Genomic DNA, 17751 nt, shown 5'->3' on the forward strand with positions numbered 1-17751 from the left:
TTGCCAGCGTGGACTTCACCCCCGATGAAACCCAGGAAGCGGTAGCCGAGGTGGCTACCGCGCTCCTTGCCCGCGAACTGGAGCCGGACGCGCTCTGGGCGGCATTCGCCGAAGCCGACCTGCTCACGTTGGCACTGCCCGAGCGTCTGGGCGGTGAGGGCCTCACCGTCTCCGACGTCGGTTCCCTTCTCGTCGAGGTTGGCCGGGCCGCCGCTCCTATTCCGGCTCTCGCGACCCTGGGCTTCGGCGTACTTCCCATCGTTGCTCTGGGGACCGACTCTCAACAGGACGAATTGCTCACCGGAGTCGGCACCGGACGGGTGTTCACCGCGGCACTCGGTGAGCCGGGGCAGCAGTTCCCGGCGCAGCCGTCGACAACCGCGCAGCAGTCAGGCGACTGGTATCGCGTCAGCGGGACGGTGCTTGCCGTGCCCTTCGCGGCGAGTGCACACAGAATTCTTGTGCCCACCGACGCCGGAGTCGTTCTTGTCGACCCGACCGCCGCCGGCGTCGCACTGACACCGACTCCCAGTTCGTCCGGCAGTCCTGAGTTCGCAGTCACGATGGACGAAGCAGTCGGTGAACTTCTCGGTGCCGGCGAGGAAGCCGTACAAACGCTGTACCGCATCGCCACGGCAAGTATCGGAGCCGTTGCCGACGGTTTGGTTTCCGGTGCCGTCGATCTCACTGCGACACACGTCGGCTCGCGCGAGCAATTCGGCAAGCCGCTCGCCACGTTCCAGGCAGTCTCACAACAGATCGCCGACGCCTACGTCACCTCTCGGACTCTTCACGTCGCGGCGTTGTCGGCGTCCTGGCGCGTGTCGGAGGGCCTGGATGCCCAGTCTGACCTCGACGTCATGGCTTACTGGATCGCCCAAGAAGTGCCCGCCACGATGCAGGTGCTTCACCACTTGCACGGCGGTCTGGGCGTCGACGTCACCTATCCGCTTCATCGTTACTACTCGACTGCAAAAGACTTGGCGCGCCTGCTCGGCGGCGCTTCGCAGCGACTCGACCTCGTGGGGGCCCGGTGTTCATCGATCTGACCGACAGTCAGCGCGCATTGCAAGCAGAACTTCGACGCTACTTCTCGACGCTGATCTCGCCCGAGGAAGCGAAGATCATGCGTGTGGAGCGGCACGGCCCTACCTATCGCGAGGTCATCCGTCGTATGGGCAAGGACGGCTGGCTCGGCGTCGGCTGGCCGGTGGAGTACGGCGGACGTGGGTTCGGTGAGGTCGAGCAGCAGATTTTTGTCAACGAGGCTGTGCGGGCGGATGTCCCACTACCTTCGGTCACTCTGCAGACCGTCGGCCCGACTCTGCAGAAATACGGCAGCGAGGAGCAGAAGCAGAAGTTCCTGCCCGCGATCCTGGCCGGTGAAGTGCACTTCGCGATCGGCTACACCGAACCGGAGGCCGGCACCGACCTTGCAGCACTCCGCACCTCGGCAGCGCGCAATGGTGACGAGTACGTCGTCAACGGCCAGAAGATCTTCACCACCGGCGGGCACGACGCCGATTACGTGTGGCTCGCCGTGCGGACAGGTTCTGCCGATTCACGGCACCGCGGCATCTCCATCCTGATCATGGACACCAAAGATCCCGGCTACACCTGGACCCCGATCATCACCTGCGACGGTGCGCATCACGTCAACGCCACCTACTACGAAGACGTTCGCGTTCCGGCGAGCATGCTTGTGGGTGAAGAAAATCAGGGTTGGCGCCTGATCACGACGCAGCTCAATCACGAACGCGTCATGCTCGGCCCGGCAGGTCGGGTCGCAGGGATCTACGACCACGTGTTCGATTGGGCCAAGCGTGAAGACCTGCTTGATCACGTCGATGTACGGCGCGCACTCGGCGAAATTCATGCGACGTATCGGCTCAACGAACTGCTCAACTGGCAAGTGGCGTCGAGTGATTCGGATTCGGTGGACATTGCCGACGCTTCGGCAACCAAAGTATTTGCGACCGAGCGCATCCAGCGGGTCGGTCGACTGGCGGAAGAGATCGTCGGACGGTACGGAGATCCGATCGATCCCGAAACCGCTGATCTCATGGAGTGGCTGGACATGCAGATCAAGCGCAACCTGGTGATCACCTTCGGCGGTGGAGTCAACGAGGTGATGCGCGAATTGATCGCGACCGCCGGCCTGAAGCTTCCCCGCGTTCCGAGATAGGAAACGAACCGTGTCAGATCCCATTCTCACTGCTGCCGAACGGGTTCGAGAGGACGGGCCAAGCGCTCCTCGCGCCGGCCGAGACCCCGTGAACCTGCCGATGATCCGCAACTGGGTCGAGGCGATCGGAGACGAGAACCCGATCTACGTCGACGAATCGGCTGCCCGCGCCGCCGGACACGACGGCATAGTCGCGCCGCCGGCGATGGCGCAGGTATGGACGATGCGTGGCCTGGGTGCTATTCGGGAAGCCGACGATCCGTTGGGCCGGATGACGGACATTCTCGACGAGGCCGGATTCACGTCCGTCGTCGCGACCAACTGCGATCAGATCTACCACCGCTACCTGAAGCCGGGTGAAGAGGTCACCATCTCGTCGGTGTTGGAAGATGTTGTGGGGCCCAAGAAGACAGGTCTCGGTGAAGGGTGGTTCTTCACTACTCGCAGCTACTGGCGAGTCGGCGGAGAACTGGTCTCGGAGATGATGTTCCGGATCTTGAAGTTCGCGCCGCCAGTCAGTGAGACGCCCCCAACTGACGTGCCTGCGGACCTGGACGCATCTCGGATGCTGCGCCCGACGGCGTCTCTCGACACACAGTTCTTCTGGGATGGTGTCGCCGCACACGAGTTGCGTATCCAACTGCGTGCGGATGGTTCGGTGCAGCACCCGCCGGTGCCCGCGATCTGGAAGGACAAGTCGCAGCAGACCGACTACGTGGTCGCGTCCGGGCGGGGAACGGTCTTCAGTTTTGTCGTTCACCACGCACCCAAGGTTCCTGGTCGGTCGTTGCCGTTTGTCGTGGCCCTGGTCGAACTGCCGGAGGGTGTGCGGATGCTCGGCGAATTGCGAGGTGTCGATCCCTCGAACGTGTCGATCGGAATGGAGGTGGAGGCGATCTACCTCGACTTTCCCGGTGACGACGAGACAGGCGGCACCCCCTGGACTCTCTACGCCTGGCAGCCGGTTGCGGTGTCTGCGGTGTCTGCGGTTTCTGCGGTGAAGGAGTGATGGTGACTTCGATGACGGATATCACTGTGGGAGAGGTTCTTCCGCAGCTCTCGATTTACGGCGACCCGACATTTGTCGTCTCGGCAGCGCTCGCTACCCGCGACTTTCAAGATGTTCACCACGACCGCGATCTCGCACAGAAACGCGGCTCGAAGGACATTTTCGTCAACATCCTCACCGACACCGGCCTGGTGCAGCGATTCGTGACCGACTGGGCAGGACCGCGGGCCGTACTCACGTCGATCAAACTCCGCCTCGGAGTGCCCTGGTACGCCTACGACACGTTGACGCTCTCCGGCACGGTGACCGCCTACGACGAGGATCTAGTTTCGCTCGCGGTGGTCGGCAAGAACAGTCTGGGAGATCACATCACTGCGCAGGTAACACTGGCATTTCCGGCGTCGGGCTCGAACGGAGACATTGAATGAGCGCATTGTCCGGTAAGGCGGCGATCGTCGGAATCGGCGCCACGGATTTCTCGAAGGACTCCGGTCGCAGTGAACTGCGACTGGCCACCGAGGCTGTTCAAGCCGCGTTGGACGATGCCGGTCTGACACCCGCCGACGTCGACGGTCTTACCTCGTTCACCATGGACACCAATACTGAAGTGGCAGTGGCTCGTTCGGTGGGCATCCCGAACCTCAAGTTCTTCAGCCGTATCCACTACGGCGGCGGTGCCGCTGCGGCGACGATTCAGCAGGCAGCAATGGCTGTCGCCACTGGCGTCGCGGACGTCGTCGTTGCCTACCGCGCGTTCAACGAGCGATCGGGTGCGCGTTTCGGTCAGGTGAACTCCGGCCTTGTAGCGCAGGTCAATTCGTCGGGCACAGACAATGCTTTTTCCTATCCTCACGGATTGGGCACGCCCGCATCGTTTGTCGCGATGGTCGCGCAGCGGTACATGCACGTATACGGAGCGTCCAGCGAGGACTTCGGCCGAATCGCCGTCGCGGACCGTAAGCATGCAGCCACCAATCCGAAGGCATTCTTCTACGGAAAACCGATCACCCTCGAGGACCATCAGAATTCGCGATTCATCGCCGAACCTTTGCATCTCCTCGATTGTTGCCAGGAGTCCGACGGCGGCATCGCCATCGTTGTCACCTCGGCAGAACGAGCCAAGGATCTGAAGAACACCCCTGCCGTTATCGCAGCCGCCGCACAGGGCAGCGGGGCAGATCAATACATCATGACCAGTTACTACCGCGACGGTTTGACCGGCCTACCTGAGATGGGCCTTGTCGGCGATCAACTCTGGTCACAAAGTGGGCTGCGCCCGTCGGACATGCAGACGGCGGTCTTCTACGACCACTTCACGCCCTACGTATTGATGCAGCTCGAGGAACTCGGTTTCTGTGGCAGGGGAGAGGCCAAGGACTTCATCGCCGGTGGCGCAATCGAACTCGGTGGAAAGCTTCCGATCAACACCCATGGTGGACAGCTCGGTGAGGCATACATTCACGGGATGAACGGTATCGCTGAGGGAGTTCGGCAGATCCGCGGTACTTCGGTCAACCAGGTCGACTCCGTCGAAAATGTACTGGTGACTGCGGGAACGGGCGTTCCGACATCGGGGCTTGTGCTGACTCGCTGATTGATCGTGGGCGCGGCTTCATCGAGCGTCACCGCCTGTGGGCTCCGTATCGGGTGCTGATGTCCGATGCGGAGCCTGGCCGTGTTCTGTTGTCCCCGAGAAGCGGTTCTCAGGTTTTGAATGTGGTGTTCGCCGGCCTGGGGTGCTGCTGCGGGTCGATCGAGGGCGGCGGGATGAACCACGGTTTGTTGTCGACGCCGATGCGGATCGCCCATTTTCCGGCGAACCCGGATGTGCGGTGCATCAGCCGGTGATGTGAACGGCACAGCAGGACCAGGTTGTTCATCACCGTCGGGCCACCGTTGGCCCAGTGCCGGATATGGTGCGCATCCGTCCACGCCGGTACGCATGTGCACCCCGGGAAGGCGCAGCCCTTGTCGCGGGCGATCAGGGCGACGCGTTGTTCGGCGGTGACCAATCGTTTTCCGGGTTTCGCATCCAATGGTGCGCCGTGATCGTCGAGTAGGACGGTCGAGAGGAAACAATCACACCCCAACAACCTCGTCTGCGAGACCGACAGCGGCCCCAACCACGGCATATGCCCGACATCGAGATCCGACAGAGGCGCTCCACCATCAGACGGTGTTGCGGCGCAGTCGCGATGCTCGGCGAGGCCCCGGGCGTTGATGTGCACGTTCACGTGCGGACGTTGGCCTCCGTCGGTACCGGTCTTCGCGCAGTCGAGGTAGCGGCGGATCAGTTCGGTGAACCCGTCCGCCGTCCGCTTCGCCGCCGACCGTGCGTCGGGGGTTCCATCGGGCGCCGGGGTCGGCATCGTCAGATTCGACAACGCGGAGAGCAGCATTTCGCCGGTGAGGGCATCGAAATCGCCTCGCACCACCACCCGGCCATTGAGCGTCGAGGCGATCCGGAGCTCGTTGCGATCCACGTCTTCGGCGGGCGGAATCTCATCGGATTCGAACACGCGCTCCAAGGTCGCGATCACGTGCCGCACCTTCGTCGTCGTCGCCTCCACCCCCGACGCAGCCGCAAGCGACAGGTCGATACAGCGAGGTAACGCCTCCTTCGGCATCCCCTTCGGCGGGGACTCACAGAACGCGACGATCAGCACGGCGTGATCGAACGAGCAATCCCCGACATCGAATCTCGCTGCCACCGCCGGAAACGGCCGCAACGCCTCGCCGAGGGCGGCGATCTTCTTCCCGTCCCGAACCTGCAGCATCGTGTTCGCCGCCAACCAGGAACCCACTCCGCGGCTGGCGATCACCTGATCATCCGGGCGCATCGACAGTTCGTCCACCACCGCCACCCGAACCGCTTCGAGACGCAGAATCTCCGCACTCGCCGACACCGCAGCCTCGCGTAACTCCGCAGCAGACAACTGCCACAGGCGTCCACGTAACCCCACCGCAGAACCCGACACCACGTCCGACAACAAGACAGTCATTGAATCCCCCGATCCCCTACACACAGAATACTCGAACACACGTTCGAGTCAAGCAATATTTCGAACCCAATCTAGGATCGCTGGATGTTCACGTTGACTACGGAACGCCTTGTTCTGCGAGATTTCACGCCCGAGGACGAAGAGGCCGTCCATGAATACGCGTCCGACCCTGCTGTCTGTAGATATGTTGATTGGGGCCCGAACGCTCCCGCGGTGACCAGGGCGTTCCTTGCTGATGCGGCACTCGAAGCTGGGTTCGTCGAACGTCGCTCGTTCACCCTGGCGATCACGTCGAGGGCTGACGGAGCAGTGATCGGCTCGGTAGCTGCTTGGGAAGTATCCGCTGCGCACCGTCGGGCCGAACTCGGTTTTGTCGTCAACCCGAAGTTTCAGGGGCAGGGTTATGCGTCCGAGGCAGGGCGCGCGGTTCTGGAACTCGCCTGTTCCCGCCTTGGAGCGCAGCGAGTACAGGCAACGTGTCGTCCGGAGAACTCGGCGTCGGCGTCGGTGCTCGCCAAAATCGGCATGGTGGAGGAGGGGCTGATGCGGGCGCACATGGTGATCCGGGGGACCGCGGTCGATTCGCTGCTTTTTGCCGCCGTACGAGCAGAGATCACGTCACCTGACTTTGCGTGACCTTCCCCGGCCCTGGTGCGATACTCGAACCATGTTCGAGGACGCCTTGCTCATCGACGCGGCCGGTCGGCCCACCATGCAGCATCATCAGGCCTTCTCTCAGGACTGGGACCGCATCAAGGAGTGGTCCGACAACATCTACATGCCGTATACGGTGACGCCGATCGGAAGTCGATTGAAGCCGGCTTCGGACATGTACTCGGCGGCGGTCGGCAAGATCGACGTCACCAGATTCTGTTACGGGATTCCAGTCTCCGTCGGTGAATGTTCGCCTGAAGCCGGAAACATTCTGGTTCTGACGACGATCAGAGGTAACGGTCGGCATGCTCTTGGCCGGGGCGTTGCGGCGAATACCGGAGTGGGGGAGACCTTTGTCGCAGACTGCAGCCGGACCGACTACTTCGTCGAATTCGACGAGGATCATCTGCAGCTGAATCTCACTGTGCCGCATCAGCTTGTCGCCGATCATGCCCAGCAGTGGTACGGGTCGGTTCCCGACGACCGCCTGTGGCGGCACAAGTGCACTATCGGTGGGCGGGGTTCGAGTTGGCTGGCATTGATGGACTACGTCGTTCGCGCAATTGCAGAGTCGCCCGACGCGATGTCGGGTGAAAGGCTGGGCGCCAGGGTTCAAGAACTCGTCACGGCTCAGCTTCTGGAGGAGTGGGCGACGCAGGCCGGGTTGCAACTCGGCGTCGTCGTCGTCGCCTCCGCCGAACCGGCCTACGTGCGATCGGCAGAGGAGTACATCGATACCTTCGCGCGCTCGGTGCCGACGGCGTCGGAGATCGCGGCTGCGGTGGGCGTCAGCGTCCGAGCGCTCGCTGCGGGATTTCGACGGTACCGAGACACCACGCCGGGTCAACGACTGCGCGCGCGTCGGCTGGAGGGAGTACGCAGCGAACTGTTGCGTTCCGACGGGAGAACCGTCTCCGAAATCGCCAACGCCTGGGGCTACGTCAATCTGGGTATGTTTGCGGCGGCCTACCGGAAACGGTTCGAGGAGCTACCTTCCGAGACTCGGAACCGACTCTGAGGAAAGCTGTTTGAACGGTCATGACGATCGGTTTACACAGTGGATGAACTGCTCTGATCCGTTGTTTCGTGTCGGAGCGTTCTGCAAGGATTGAATTCGAACGTGACAGCAATCCCACGAGCTAGGAGTACGTCATGGCAACTCGACTCAATCCGTACATCAGCTTCAACGGCAATGCCCGTGAGGCGTTGGAGTTCTACAAAGAAATCTTCGGTGGCACACTGGCGCTGAGCACGTTCGGTGAATTCGGCAATCCCGGTGAAGGCGGCGACAAGATCATGCACGGAATGCTCGAAACCGATCAGGGATACACCCTGATGGGTGCCGACACTCCGCCCGGCATGCCGTACAACCCCGGCGACAACATCACGGTCAGCCTCAGCGGCGACGACGGCGATGTGCTGCGCGGGTACTGGGAGCAGTTGTCGGGAACGGGAACGGTGAGCGTTCCACTCGAGAAGCAGATGTGGGGCGACGAATTCGGCGCCTGTACAGACAAATTCGGCATTTCCTGGCTGGTGAATATCGGGGCGCCCCAGAGCTGACTCCAAGCTCTGCCCGGTTCTGCCGAAACGAGACAGATTTCCTGCCGTTTCGAGGCAGAACCGGGTATGTGATCGCCGTTACATTCTGTTCGGCAAGACAAGTGGCGAGTCGGATGGAGAAATGCAGTGACGATCGAAGATATTGCGCGGAAACCCCTTTCGAAGCAGCACCTCGACGACGTGCTGGCGCGAGCAACTCAGGGGGCTGACCGTGTCCCGGGTGTCGTCGCGATGATCACGGATCGAGAAGGCAACATCTATGAGGGCGCAGCCGGTGAGCGGACTCTCGGCCACGGCGAACCGATGACCCTTGATACAACTTTTGCGCTCTTCTCCACGACCAAGGCGATCACCGGTACCGCTGTCCTGCAATGTGCGGAGGAGGGGTTGCTCGATCTCGATGCGCCTGCTGCGACCTATATTCCCGAAATCGGTGAGCTGAAGGTCCTGGATGGTTTCGATGCCGGTGGAAACCCCGTTCTTCGGGAACCCAAGCGAGACATCACCACTCGAATGCTTCTCCTTCATACCGCAGGGTTCGGGTACGACTTCTTCAACGAGTCCTACAATCGGCTTTCGCAGGAGCACGGGCAGCCCAGTGTCATCACGTGTAGCAAAGCCGCGCTCACGACACCGCTGCTCTTCGATCCGGGTGAGAAGTGGGAGTACGGCACCAACATCGACTGGGCCGGACAGGTAGTCGAGTCGATTCGAGGTCAGCGACTCGGCGATGTCATGCGCGAGCGCATCTTAGAACCTCTCGAGATGACGGATACGGCATTCACGATGAGCACGTCGATGAAGGATCGACTTGCACCGATCCATCAGCGCGAGAGCGACGGAAGCCTGACTCCGCTCATCGGATTCGAGCTTCCGGCCGAACCTGAGGTACACATGGGTGGTCACGGTTTGCACGGCACTGTCGGCGACTACATGAAGTTCATCCGTATGTGGCTGAACGACGGCGCGGGTACTGCGGGCCGCGTGTTGTCGCCGGAGACGGTCGCTGCGGCCGTAAAGAACGGACTCGAAGGCCAGCACGTCGGGTTGTTGCCCGGAGTTCTTCCGACACTGTCCAACGATGCGGAATTCTTCCCCGGCGTACCAAAGGGATGGGCATACTCCTTCATGACAAATGAAGAGGTGGCACCCACCGGCCGGCCGGCCGGGTCGCTGGCTTGGGCGGGTCTTGCCAACCTCTATTACTGGATCGACCGGCAGACCGGTGTCGGTGGCTTCTGGGCAACGCAGATTCTGCCGTTCGCGGACGCAGGATCCATCAACGGGTACCTGAAATTCGAGACCGCCGTCTACCGGTGATCGGCTAGGTTCCCGCTGTCCGGGATCGACCATTTCTTTCGGGCGGGTTCGGAGTACGCATGCAGTACAGCGCACGCTGGCATACGACGAACTAGGAGACGGCATGAACAGCCTCGAAGGCAGCTTCGAAGGAAAAGTTGCACTGATCACCGGCGCCGCACGCGGTCAGGGACGCGCCCACGCTATCGCATTCGCGGAGCGTGGCGCGGACATCGTGATCTGCGATCGGTGCGAGAACAGTGATGTCGTCGCCTACCCCCTCGCAACCGAGGAGGACCTGAAGGAAACCGTTCGTTTGGTGGAAGCCACGGGCCGCCGGTGTATTGCAGTCAAGGCGGACACTGCTGATCGCGAAGCAATGGACGCGCTCGTTGCTCGCGCGGAATCCGAGTTCGGTAGCGTCGACATCGCAGTCGCGAACGCCGGTGTGTCCGTGCCCGCTCCGATTACGTCGATGACGTCGGCTCAGTGGAACGAGGTCATCTCGTCGAACCTGACCGGTGTGTTCAACACCGTTGTGGCCGTGTCAGGGGGAATGGCAGAACGTGGTTACGGTCGCATCATCACGATTTCCTCGATGATGGGTCGATCCGGCGGCACCCAAATGGCGGCGTACGGCGCCTCCAAGTGGGGTGTCATCGGCTTGACGAAGAGTGTCTCACTCGAACTGGCCAACTCGGGTGTGACCGTGAATGCTATTGCACCGGGCAATATCTCGACGCCGATGATTCACAACGACATGATGTACGCAATGATGCGGCCTGATCTCGAATCGCCTACGGCAGACGACGTCGAACCTGTGTACGCGACCTTGCACGCGCAGCCGATCGGATGGCTGGATCCCTTCGAGGTCACGCGAGTCGTCCTGTTCCTCGCCGCCGATGCGAGTGCCCACATGAGTGGCATCGTGGTTCCTGTCGACGCCGGAGTAGCCGCTCGCTCGAACGCTTGACAGGCGAGGCTGCTCGCGCGAAAGCGCGGACCGGGTGGGTCGCCGGCGTCTTGAGTCTGAGCGGCGTGGTGGTCGCGCTGCAACAGACCTTGGTGGTGCCGGTGCTGCCCGAGTTCGCGACGGCATCGGGAGTATCGTCGGCCACCGCTTCGTGGCTGGTGACCTCGACACTGCTGACCGGTGCCGTCGCGACCCCTCTCATCGGCCGACTTGCCGACATGTTCGGCAAGCGCGCGATGATGCTCGTCTGCCTTGTCGTGATGATCGTCGGATGCATGGTTGCTGCGCTCAGTCAGAGTTTCTGGCTATTGATCCTCGGTCGCTCGTTGCAGGGCTTCGCGACGGCGCTTCTGCCCGTCGGAATCAGCATCATGCGCGATGTCCTTCCCCCGGAAAAGCTCAGTGGTGCAGTTGCTCTCATGAGCGCAACGCTGGGTATCGGCGGCATGTTCGGTATGCCGATGGCGGGGGTGATCTCGGCGCACTGGGGATTACCCGCACTTTTCTGGGTCACCGGCGGGTTCGGGGTTGTACTGGTAGTCGTCTTGCCGCTGGTGGTGCCGGAATCGGCTGTGAAAAGTCGAGGACGCTTCGACTTTCTGGGAGCCGCAGTCCTCACACTCGCCATGACTGCACTGCTGCTGGCCGTTTCGAAGGGAACTGAATGGGGCTGGGGAAGCCCCCAGGTTCTCGTTCTGGTCGCGTCCGGGGTGGTCTTGCTCTGTGGATGGATTCCGTGGGAACTGCACACGCCAGCACCGTTGGTGGACCTGCGGACTTCCCTTCGCGCCCCGATTCTCGTCTCGAACGTCTGCGCGGTGTTACTCGGATTTGCCATGTTCATCAGCGCGTTGGCGGCGACGCAGGAACTTCAGTTGCCCCTCGCGTCGGCGGACGGTCTCGGACTCTCAGCCGCCGAAGCCGGATTGGCGATGATGCCGGGCGGAGTTCTGATGATCGGATTGGCGCCGGTGTCGTCGAAGGTGACGAGGCGATGGGGAGCGAAGGTTACGTTGGCGTCAGGTGCGATCGTCATTGCAATCGGATACGTCTTGCGTGTGCTGTTGACGCCGACGTTGGTCAATATCGTGATCGGCGCTGCCGTGGTTTCAGCTGGTGTTGCATTTTCCCTGGCAGCCATGCCGACGCTGATCACCGAATCTGCACCGATCCATCAGACTGCCTCGGCCAACGGATTCAACAGCTTGCTCCGCTCGGTCGGTACCTCCACCGGAAGCGCTGTTGCGGCTGCGGTATTGGCCGGTTCGACGGTGGTGATCGGTGCGAGCACTGTGCCGACCCTGCATTCGTTCGCGGTTTTGTACTGGATCGGAGCAGGCGTATCGGCATTAGCCGCTGCTGTGACGTTGGCAGTGAGGGTGGATCGGACGGGTGCGGTATCACTGCTCGAGTCAGCAACTGCAGCTGAAATCGACGGCGCAACGAAGATCGGGTGAGTCGACGGACTCACTCGATCTTCGTTACCGTCATCGCTTGGAATGTGTCGGCCTCCTGGGTCACACTGGGGAACGGACTACCGACGGATTACCGATGCGGGAGGGCTCATGACCGAAGCGATTGTGGCCGAGGGGCTGGTCAAGAAGTACGGCGGCGTCACGGCATTGGACGGCATCGACCTGGAAGTGCGCGAGGGTTCGGTGATGGCTCTATTGGGTCCCAACGGTGCCGGAAAAACCACTGCGGTAAGGATATTCACGACGCTGCTCATTCCGGACGGTGGTCGCGCCGAGGTTGCCGGGCTGGACGTGGTCAAGGATGCGCGGGCGTTGCGGTCCAAGATCGGCGCTTCGGGTCAGTATGCCGCGGTCGACGAGTACCTGACGGGCTACGAGAATCTGGACATGGTCGGGAGGCTTTATCACCTCGGCGCCCGAAGCAGTAAGGCCAGAGCACGAGAATTGCTCGAGCAGTTCGATCTGGTGGAGGCCGGGGATCGCCCGGTCAAGGGCTACTCCGGTGGCATGCGCCGCCGTCTCGATCTCGCAGGCGCATTGGTTGCTCGCCCGCAGGTGCTGTTTCTCGACGAGCCGACCACCGGCCTCGATCCTCGTGCGCGACTCGGCCTCTGGGATGTCATCGAAGGATTGGTGGCGCAGGGTACGACACTGTTGCTTACGACGCAGTACATGGAAGAAGCCGAGAGGTTGGCCGACCAGATCGCGGTCATCGACCGCGGTTCGGTTATCGCGCGCGGTACCGCAGACCAGTTGAAGGCGCGGGTCGGGGGTGAGCGCATCGAATTGAGTGTGCACGAAGTCGAACACCTCGATATCGTCCGCGAGGAATTGCGCTCGCTTGCCGTGGGGGACATTCAGGTTCAAGAGAATGTCCGTCGTGTCACCGTTCCTGTCGACGACGGCACCGACGCGTTGGTCGCAGCGCTGAATCTTCTGTCGGCACGAGGCATCCGCGTTTTCGACGTCGGCCTTCGCAGACCTACTCTCGACGATGTCTTCCTCACACTGACCGGGCACGAGGCTGAACTGGAGGATCAGAAATGACCGTGCAGATGGCGCTCGAAGACGGTTTGACCATTGCCAGGCGAAACTTGATAAAGATCAAGCGCGTTCCGGATCTTCTGGTGTTCACCACTCTGTCGCCGATCATGTTCGTGCTCTTGTTCGCATACGTCTTCGGCAGCGCGATCTCCGTCCCGGGCACGTCGTATCGAGAATTCCTGATTGCCGGAATTTTCACTCAGACTGTCATATTCGGTGCTACCTGGACTGGCTTGGGGATGGTCGAAGACATCCAGAAAGGAATCATCGACAGATTTCGATCGCTCCCTATGGCTCCGTCCGCCGTGCTGACCGGCCGAACATCGAGTGACGTGTTGATCAACGTCATCAGTTTGGTGGTCATGTCGTTGACCGGATTACTGGTCGGGTGGCGGATTCACTCCAGCTTCCTCGAAGCGGTGGCGGGCTATGCGCTGCTGCTGTTCTTCGCGTACGCGTTGTCATGGGTCATGGCTGTTGTCGGGCTTTGGATCCGGACGCCGGAGGTATTCAACAACGCGAGCTTCATCGTCATCTTTCCGCTGTCGTTCATCGCGAATACTTTTGTCGAGACCACCAATCTTCCCGGGCCACTCAAAGTGATCGCCGAATGGAACCCAGTGTCGGCGGTGACTCAGGCGGTGCGTGAATTGTTCGGCAACACCAATCCCGCGATGACGGTTCCGGATGCGTGGCCACTGCAGAATCCGGTCATCGCGTCGTTGTTGTGGACTTTCGGTTTGCTGATCGTCTTCGTACCGTTCGCTATTCGTCGGTATCAGAAGGCAGTCAGCCGCTGACCTGGTGGTTCCGGCCGGTAGGTGGGTATGTGCCGGAGCCCGAACGCATCGACAAAATCAGCCTGAGATACGCCGGGCGACGTGTGGATTGCCGCCCACACTCGGAAATGGTCCGTGCCTTCATGATTCGATCGTTCAGCACTGACCGATCACCACTGTTGATGCGGTCTCACTGTAGGTCGCCACACGAGTGAGAAACCCTCCCCGAGTGAATGTTTCGACGGTCGTCTCGACCTGCTCCGTGCTCGTCTCGACGAGTAGATGGCCGCCCGGTCGTAGCCACGGTGCAGCATCGGCGATAATGCGACGCTGTAGGTCCAGGCCGTCGGCACCGCCGTCCAACGAGACCCGCGGTTCGTGAAGCCGCGCTTCGGGCGGCATGAGTCGGATTGAATCGGTGGGGACGTAGGGCGCATTGGCGACAACGACGTCAACACAACCTCGTAACTTCGTCGGCAGTGGGCCGTACAGATCGCCTTCGAGTACACGCTCGGGCGGTGCGATGTTCTGGCGAGCGCACCGAACCGCTGTAGGTTCGATGTCCACCGCGTAGAGATCGACAGTATCGATCATCGCCTGCACCACTGCCCCGACAGCTCCTGAGCCACAACACATGTCGATGACGACGCTTCCCGAGTCGGCGAGTGCGCAGGCCTGTCGAGCGAGGAGTTCGGTGCGTCGGCGGGGGACGAATACTCCAGGGTCGATGCGGATGCGCAATCCACAAAATTCTGCCCACCCGATGACAGGCTCGAGTGGCTCGCCGGCAACTCGTCGACCGATCATCGCGTCGAGTTCGTCGCGCGAGCGTGCGGCATGAAGGAGTAAGCGAGCCTCGTCTTCGGCGAATACACAACCGGCTGCTCGGAGAATCACGGCCACCGAATTCTGCTGCGAAGGGGGAGAGGTCGGGAGATCAGGCGCTGACATGAGAGAGCCCTTCGGCCTCCTGATCTCGCGGGGGACCTGCATGTACAGAACACCGCCACCTTACCGGAGCAGGCGCGCGACAACGGGGAATGTGGAGTGGGAATCTAGGTTGACCAATCGGTAAGGCTGTTCTAGGGTCTGAAATCGATTGGCTGGCTGATGTGGGTCTCGGACATCGATGTTCCGGCACCACTGACTTTGAAGTTTGCTGCTGACCTCGCCGGCAACGGCGTGGACTTTGCATTCCGTACCTATCCCACAAATCACCTGGGACCCGTTCAGGCTTCGGTTCCAGGCAGCACCCCGTTTGTTGCGGCACCGTTCGCTGGACAACGACCCTGCACCGGAAGCCTCTGCTGACCAGAGTCTTTCAGGTGGCGCCAACTCCGCGCAGGTAGATGTCGATCGGGATTCGAAGTTGCCGAACGGTTTCGGAGGAGCGAAGATCTCGGCTACGCGCTCCGAGGCAATGATCGAAGATCAAGCCCTCCAGAAGGCTCAGGAAATTTGTCGCAGCGACGTCAGGATCGTCAACGCCAATGGTTTCGAAGATAGGTCTTGCCTTCTCCAGTGAAAACAGGCTGCCTTCGAGGAGTTGGTGCAATGCCGAATCGCGGGGAGTTTCCATGAGTAGTGCATATCGCGCGATCAATTCGTTTCTGCGCCGAGAGAGAAGATCATCGAGATACTCGGCCGTCACAGCGGCAGGATTTCCTGGCCTTTCGCGGAGTTCGCCGAAAGTCGAACGTGATCGGTGCACGATGTGTAATGCAGTTGCCTCGAGAAGTGCCTCGCGAGTGCGGAAATAGTACGACGTCGAACCGGAAGGTAGATCCAGCGACTGATCGACGGCCCGATGGGTGAGTGCACGTGGACCCTGCTCGGCGATGACCGTGACGGCCGATGCCGCGATGAGGGCTCTGCGGTCGGACTTCATGTCGTTCCTTGCTGTCGATGCTGCGTGCTGCTGATAGTGCGTCGTGAGGGTCACATTGACTCGATTTACGTTCGGTCGCTAGCCTCGACTCTACAGATGTAGAGGAGTCTTATGCTACTGGACGAAGAGCAGTTGGCGGCACGTGAAGCCCTCGTCGCACTGCGGGCCCGGATCTCCCGCGGTGAGGTCGGGGGTGGGATCTATCTCTGGGGAAGCGTCGGTCGCGGGAAGACGATGCTCATGGACGAGTTCTACGACAGGCTCCTGGTCGGCAAGCGGCGCATTCACTTTCATCGGTTCTTTGCAAACCTGCACGCCCGGGCGCACGAACTCGGGTCGATGGGTTCAGCGCTGGACCACGTGGTGGACGGAATCCGCGTGCTCTGTTTCGACGAGTTCCACATCGACGACGTCGCTGACGCGATGTTCATGGCAAGGGTTCTCGATACAATCGTCGCGAAGGGTGTGACTGTTGTTGTCACGTCCAATGTCCCGCCGACCGACCTTCTTCCGAATCCGCTCTTTCACGAACAGTTCGTGCCGTCGATCGAGTTGATCGAGCAGACTCTCGAGGTGATCGAATTGGGCGGCTCCGTCGACTACCGGACAGCAGGACAGCCAAGCGCCGGGGACTACCGGTTTGCGACAGGGGAATTCCTCGTCGACTCGGAAATCGTGAGGCCTTCGGGTGAGGGTGTCGAATTGACGATCGGCACACGCGCATTGGCGTGCTCGGCGATTCGAGACGGTGTCGTCTGGTTCGACTTCGAGGTGCTGTGTGCTGGTTCGACCTCGGCGGCCGACTATCTCGAGCTCGCCTCCCGCTTCGACGGCTGGGTGATCTTCGGGGTGCCGGCGCTCGCTGAAGCTTCGGAATTTGCCGTCCGCCGCTTCGGCAATGTCGTCGATGTTCTGTACGACGCCGATGCACGGCTGACCGTGTATGCCGCTGCCGGTGTGGAGGAAGTGGCGGGCAGTCTTCGGGACGTTCCCGGATTGGCTCGCCTCTACAGCCGACTGTCGCTACTGGCGAGGTCACAAATGGATAGGGTTAATTCCAGGTGAGATCGCCGGTCGCAGCGCTGGGCGTGAGCCCGAACATACTGTGGCAGACCCGGTTGAGATGGGCGCTGTCGGTGAAGCCGGCCTCGTGTGCACTGGTAGTCAGGCTTGCGCCGCTGCTCATCACTTCCATGGCGCGTAGTAGCCGTAGCCAACGAATGTAGGTCGAAAAGCTCATCTGCAGTTGATCGTTGAAGATTCTTCCCAACCGCCCGGGCGAGATGGAGACCAGCGCGGCGGTGTCCGTCAGCGTTATCGGGCCCGAAATTCGCTCGGGCAGTAGCGTCAGAGCATGCTCGAGAGCAGGGTGAAGTGTGTCAACATTCGACGGCTGCCTGCTCTCGGAGAGTGAATCGATCAGTTTCGCTGCGTAATTCAGGTCCGAATAAACGCCGCGGTCCGTCTTCGCTACGGCAGTCCCTCCACGAGTTGACCATTCGGCCACGCCGCCGTGGTCGGATTCAGGCGGCCTGATGCGCCGGCCCATTCCGGTGGTGGAATCTACATAGATCGCCCGTCCCCGCGCGCCCTCTGAGGCGGACAACGAGTGCACCGCTCCGGAGGGAACGATCACGGCTCCCACGATTTCACTGTCACCGTTTCCGTCGGTGACCGTGACGGACCCGGCGTCGACGATCATGATCTGAACAGCTGCGTGCGCATGCGTGTGCGCCGATCCGACGGCGCCGGTGAACATGAGTATTCCGGGCTGCATGTGGACGTCGCCGGACCAGGTCATGTCAGCGATGATAGTGACGACCCTGACAGACCTCGGGGTCCGGTCATCCTCCGGTAGGACCGAGGTGAGTTCGAAGATC

The 17751-nt window shown here is 61.3% G+C and carries 18 protein-coding genes; 14 read left to right on the forward strand and 4 right to left on the reverse strand.

The window, feature by feature from the left end; genetic code table 11:
- Window positions 1-8 precede the first annotated feature (8 nt).
- The 5 genes from QM716_RS26440 to QM716_RS26460 are packed head-to-tail and all read left to right on the forward strand — an operon-like array spanning window position 9 to window position 4788.
- Window positions 9-1049 (forward strand): acyl-CoA dehydrogenase family protein, encoded by a 1041-nt coding sequence (locus tag QM716_RS26440; RefSeq protein WP_283307164.1) that lies wholly within the window; start codon window positions 9-11, stop codon window positions 1047-1049.
- Window positions 1034-2185, forward strand: a complete 1152-nt coding sequence (locus QM716_RS26445; RefSeq protein WP_283307165.1) for an acyl-CoA dehydrogenase family protein — start codon at window positions 1034-1036, stop codon at window positions 2183-2185. Before QM716_RS26440 ends, QM716_RS26445 begins: the two co-directional genes overlap by 16 nt.
- 10 nt (window positions 2186-2195) lie before the next feature.
- Window positions 2196-3194 carry a bifunctional MaoC family dehydratase N-terminal/OB-fold nucleic acid binding domain-containing protein gene (locus QM716_RS26450; RefSeq protein WP_283307166.1) on the forward strand — a complete coding sequence of 333 codons (999 nt, stop codon included), beginning with the start codon at window positions 2196-2198 and terminating at the stop codon, window positions 3192-3194.
- A gap of 2 nt (window positions 3195-3196) precedes the next feature.
- Window positions 3197-3622, forward strand: a complete 426-nt coding sequence (locus QM716_RS26455) for a MaoC family dehydratase (protein WP_283307167.1) — start codon at window positions 3197-3199, stop codon at window positions 3620-3622.
- Window positions 3619-4788 (forward strand): lipid-transfer protein, encoded by a 1170-nt coding sequence (locus tag QM716_RS26460; RefSeq protein WP_283307169.1) that lies wholly within the window; start codon window positions 3619-3621, stop codon window positions 4786-4788. Before QM716_RS26455 ends, QM716_RS26460 begins: the two co-directional genes overlap by 4 nt.
- A gap of 109 nt (window positions 4789-4897) precedes the next feature.
- On the opposite strand, the gene QM716_RS26465 is transcribed toward QM716_RS26460, so the two are convergent.
- Entirely contained in the window at window positions 4898-6196 is a 1299-nt protein-coding gene (locus QM716_RS26465) for an HNH endonuclease signature motif containing protein (protein WP_283307170.1), read from the reverse strand.
- Between the two features lie 84 nt (window positions 6197-6280).
- Between QM716_RS26465 and QM716_RS26470 the strand changes: the two genes are divergently transcribed.
- The 8 genes from QM716_RS26470 to QM716_RS26505 all read left to right on the forward strand — a co-directional run bounded on the left by QM716_RS26470 (window position 6281) and on the right by QM716_RS26505 (window position 14004).
- Window positions 6281-6832, forward strand: coding sequence for a GNAT family N-acetyltransferase (locus tag QM716_RS26470; RefSeq protein ID WP_283307171.1), 552 nt, complete (start codon window positions 6281-6283; stop codon window positions 6830-6832).
- 31 nt (window positions 6833-6863) lie between these two features.
- Window positions 6864-7868, forward strand: a complete 1005-nt coding sequence (locus QM716_RS26475; RefSeq protein ID WP_283307173.1) for an AraC family transcriptional regulator — start codon at window positions 6864-6866, stop codon at window positions 7866-7868.
- Between the two features lie 134 nt (window positions 7869-8002).
- Window positions 8003-8413, forward strand: coding sequence for a VOC family protein (locus tag QM716_RS26480; RefSeq protein ID WP_047269632.1), 411 nt, complete (start codon window positions 8003-8005; stop codon window positions 8411-8413).
- Window positions 8414-8539: 126 nt separating this feature from the next.
- On the forward strand, window positions 8540-9733 hold the full coding sequence (gene acmB, locus QM716_RS26485; RefSeq protein WP_502942151.1) for a methyl acetate hydrolase AcmB: 1194 nt from the start codon (window positions 8540-8542) through the stop codon (window positions 9731-9733).
- Between the two features lie 103 nt (window positions 9734-9836).
- On the forward strand, window positions 9837-10685 hold the full coding sequence (locus QM716_RS26490) for a mycofactocin-coupled SDR family oxidoreductase (protein ID WP_283307175.1): 849 nt from the start codon (window positions 9837-9839) through the stop codon (window positions 10683-10685).
- On the forward strand, window positions 10682-12142 hold the full coding sequence (locus QM716_RS26495; protein WP_283307176.1) for an MFS transporter: 1461 nt from the start codon (window positions 10682-10684) through the stop codon (window positions 12140-12142). The genes QM716_RS26490 and QM716_RS26495 overlap by 4 nt, the downstream gene beginning before the upstream one ends.
- A 108-nt stretch (window positions 12143-12250) precedes the next feature.
- Window positions 12251-13207 carry an ATP-binding cassette domain-containing protein gene (locus QM716_RS26500; RefSeq protein ID WP_283307177.1) on the forward strand — a complete coding sequence of 319 codons (957 nt, stop codon included), beginning with the start codon at window positions 12251-12253 and terminating at the stop codon, window positions 13205-13207.
- Window positions 13204-14004 (forward strand): ABC transporter permease, encoded by an 801-nt coding sequence (locus tag QM716_RS26505; RefSeq protein ID WP_003945537.1) that lies wholly within the window; start codon window positions 13204-13206, stop codon window positions 14002-14004. Before QM716_RS26500 ends, QM716_RS26505 begins: the two co-directional genes overlap by 4 nt.
- A gap of 135 nt (window positions 14005-14139) precedes the next feature.
- Here QM716_RS26505 and QM716_RS26510 read toward each other — a convergent pair whose 3' ends face one another.
- A complete protein-coding gene (locus QM716_RS26510; protein WP_283307178.1) occupies window positions 14140-14934 on the reverse strand; it encodes a putative protein N(5)-glutamine methyltransferase in 795 nt (264 codons plus the stop codon).
- A 370-nt stretch (window positions 14935-15304) separates the two neighbouring features.
- Window positions 15305-15871 carry a TetR/AcrR family transcriptional regulator gene (locus QM716_RS26515; protein ID WP_283307179.1) on the reverse strand — a complete coding sequence of 189 codons (567 nt, stop codon included), beginning with the start codon at window positions 15869-15871 and terminating at the stop codon, window positions 15305-15307.
- Window positions 15872-15982: 111 nt separating this feature from the next.
- Between QM716_RS26515 and zapE the strand changes: the two genes are divergently transcribed.
- A complete protein-coding gene (gene zapE, locus QM716_RS26520; protein ID WP_283307180.1) occupies window positions 15983-16936 on the forward strand; it encodes a cell division protein ZapE in 954 nt (317 codons plus the stop codon).
- On the opposite strand, the gene QM716_RS26525 is transcribed toward zapE, so the two are convergent.
- Window positions 16923-17672, reverse strand: a complete 750-nt coding sequence (locus QM716_RS26525; RefSeq protein WP_283307181.1) for an AraC family transcriptional regulator — start codon at window positions 17670-17672, stop codon at window positions 16923-16925. The genes zapE and QM716_RS26525 overlap by 14 nt on opposite strands.
- Window positions 17673-17751: the final 79 nt, after the last annotated feature.

Source organism: Rhodococcus sp. IEGM 1409 (genome assembly GCF_030056735.1).
In the GTDB taxonomy this organism is placed as follows: domain Bacteria; phylum Actinomycetota; class Actinomycetes; order Mycobacteriales; family Mycobacteriaceae; genus Rhodococcus_F.

Coding starts and splice junctions, on each gene's coding strand:
- QM716_RS26525 (WP_283307181.1), bottom strand. CDS start 17,672: ATGACCTGGTCCGGCGACGTCCACATGCAGCCCGGAATACTCATGTTC.
- QM716_RS26490 (WP_283307175.1), top strand. CDS start 9,837: ATGAACAGCCTCGAAGGCAGCTTCGAAGGAAAAGTTGCACTGATCACC.
- QM716_RS26475 (WP_283307173.1), top strand. CDS start 6,864: ATGTTCGAGGACGCCTTGCTCATCGACGCGGCCGGTCGGCCCACCATG.
- QM716_RS26505 (WP_003945537.1), top strand. CDS start 13,204: ATGACCGTGCAGATGGCGCTCGAAGACGGTTTGACCATTGCCAGGCGA.
- QM716_RS26465 (WP_283307170.1), bottom strand. CDS start 6,196: ATGACTGTCTTGTTGTCGGACGTGGTGTCGGGTTCTGCGGTGGGGTTA.
- QM716_RS26500 (WP_283307177.1), top strand. CDS start 12,251: ATGACCGAAGCGATTGTGGCCGAGGGGCTGGTCAAGAAGTACGGCGGC.
- zapE (WP_283307180.1), top strand. CDS start 15,983: ATGCTACTGGACGAAGAGCAGTTGGCGGCACGTGAAGCCCTCGTCGCA.
- QM716_RS26470 (WP_283307171.1), top strand. CDS start 6,281: ATGTTCACGTTGACTACGGAACGCCTTGTTCTGCGAGATTTCACGCCC.
- QM716_RS26460 (WP_283307169.1), top strand. CDS start 3,619: ATGAGCGCATTGTCCGGTAAGGCGGCGATCGTCGGAATCGGCGCCACG.
- QM716_RS26515 (WP_283307179.1), bottom strand. CDS start 15,871: ATGAAGTCCGACCGCAGAGCCCTCATCGCGGCATCGGCCGTCACGGTC.
- QM716_RS26510 (WP_283307178.1), bottom strand. CDS start 14,934: ATGTCAGCGCCTGATCTCCCGACCTCTCCCCCTTCGCAGCAGAATTCG.
- QM716_RS26480 (WP_047269632.1), top strand. CDS start 8,003: ATGGCAACTCGACTCAATCCGTACATCAGCTTCAACGGCAATGCCCGT.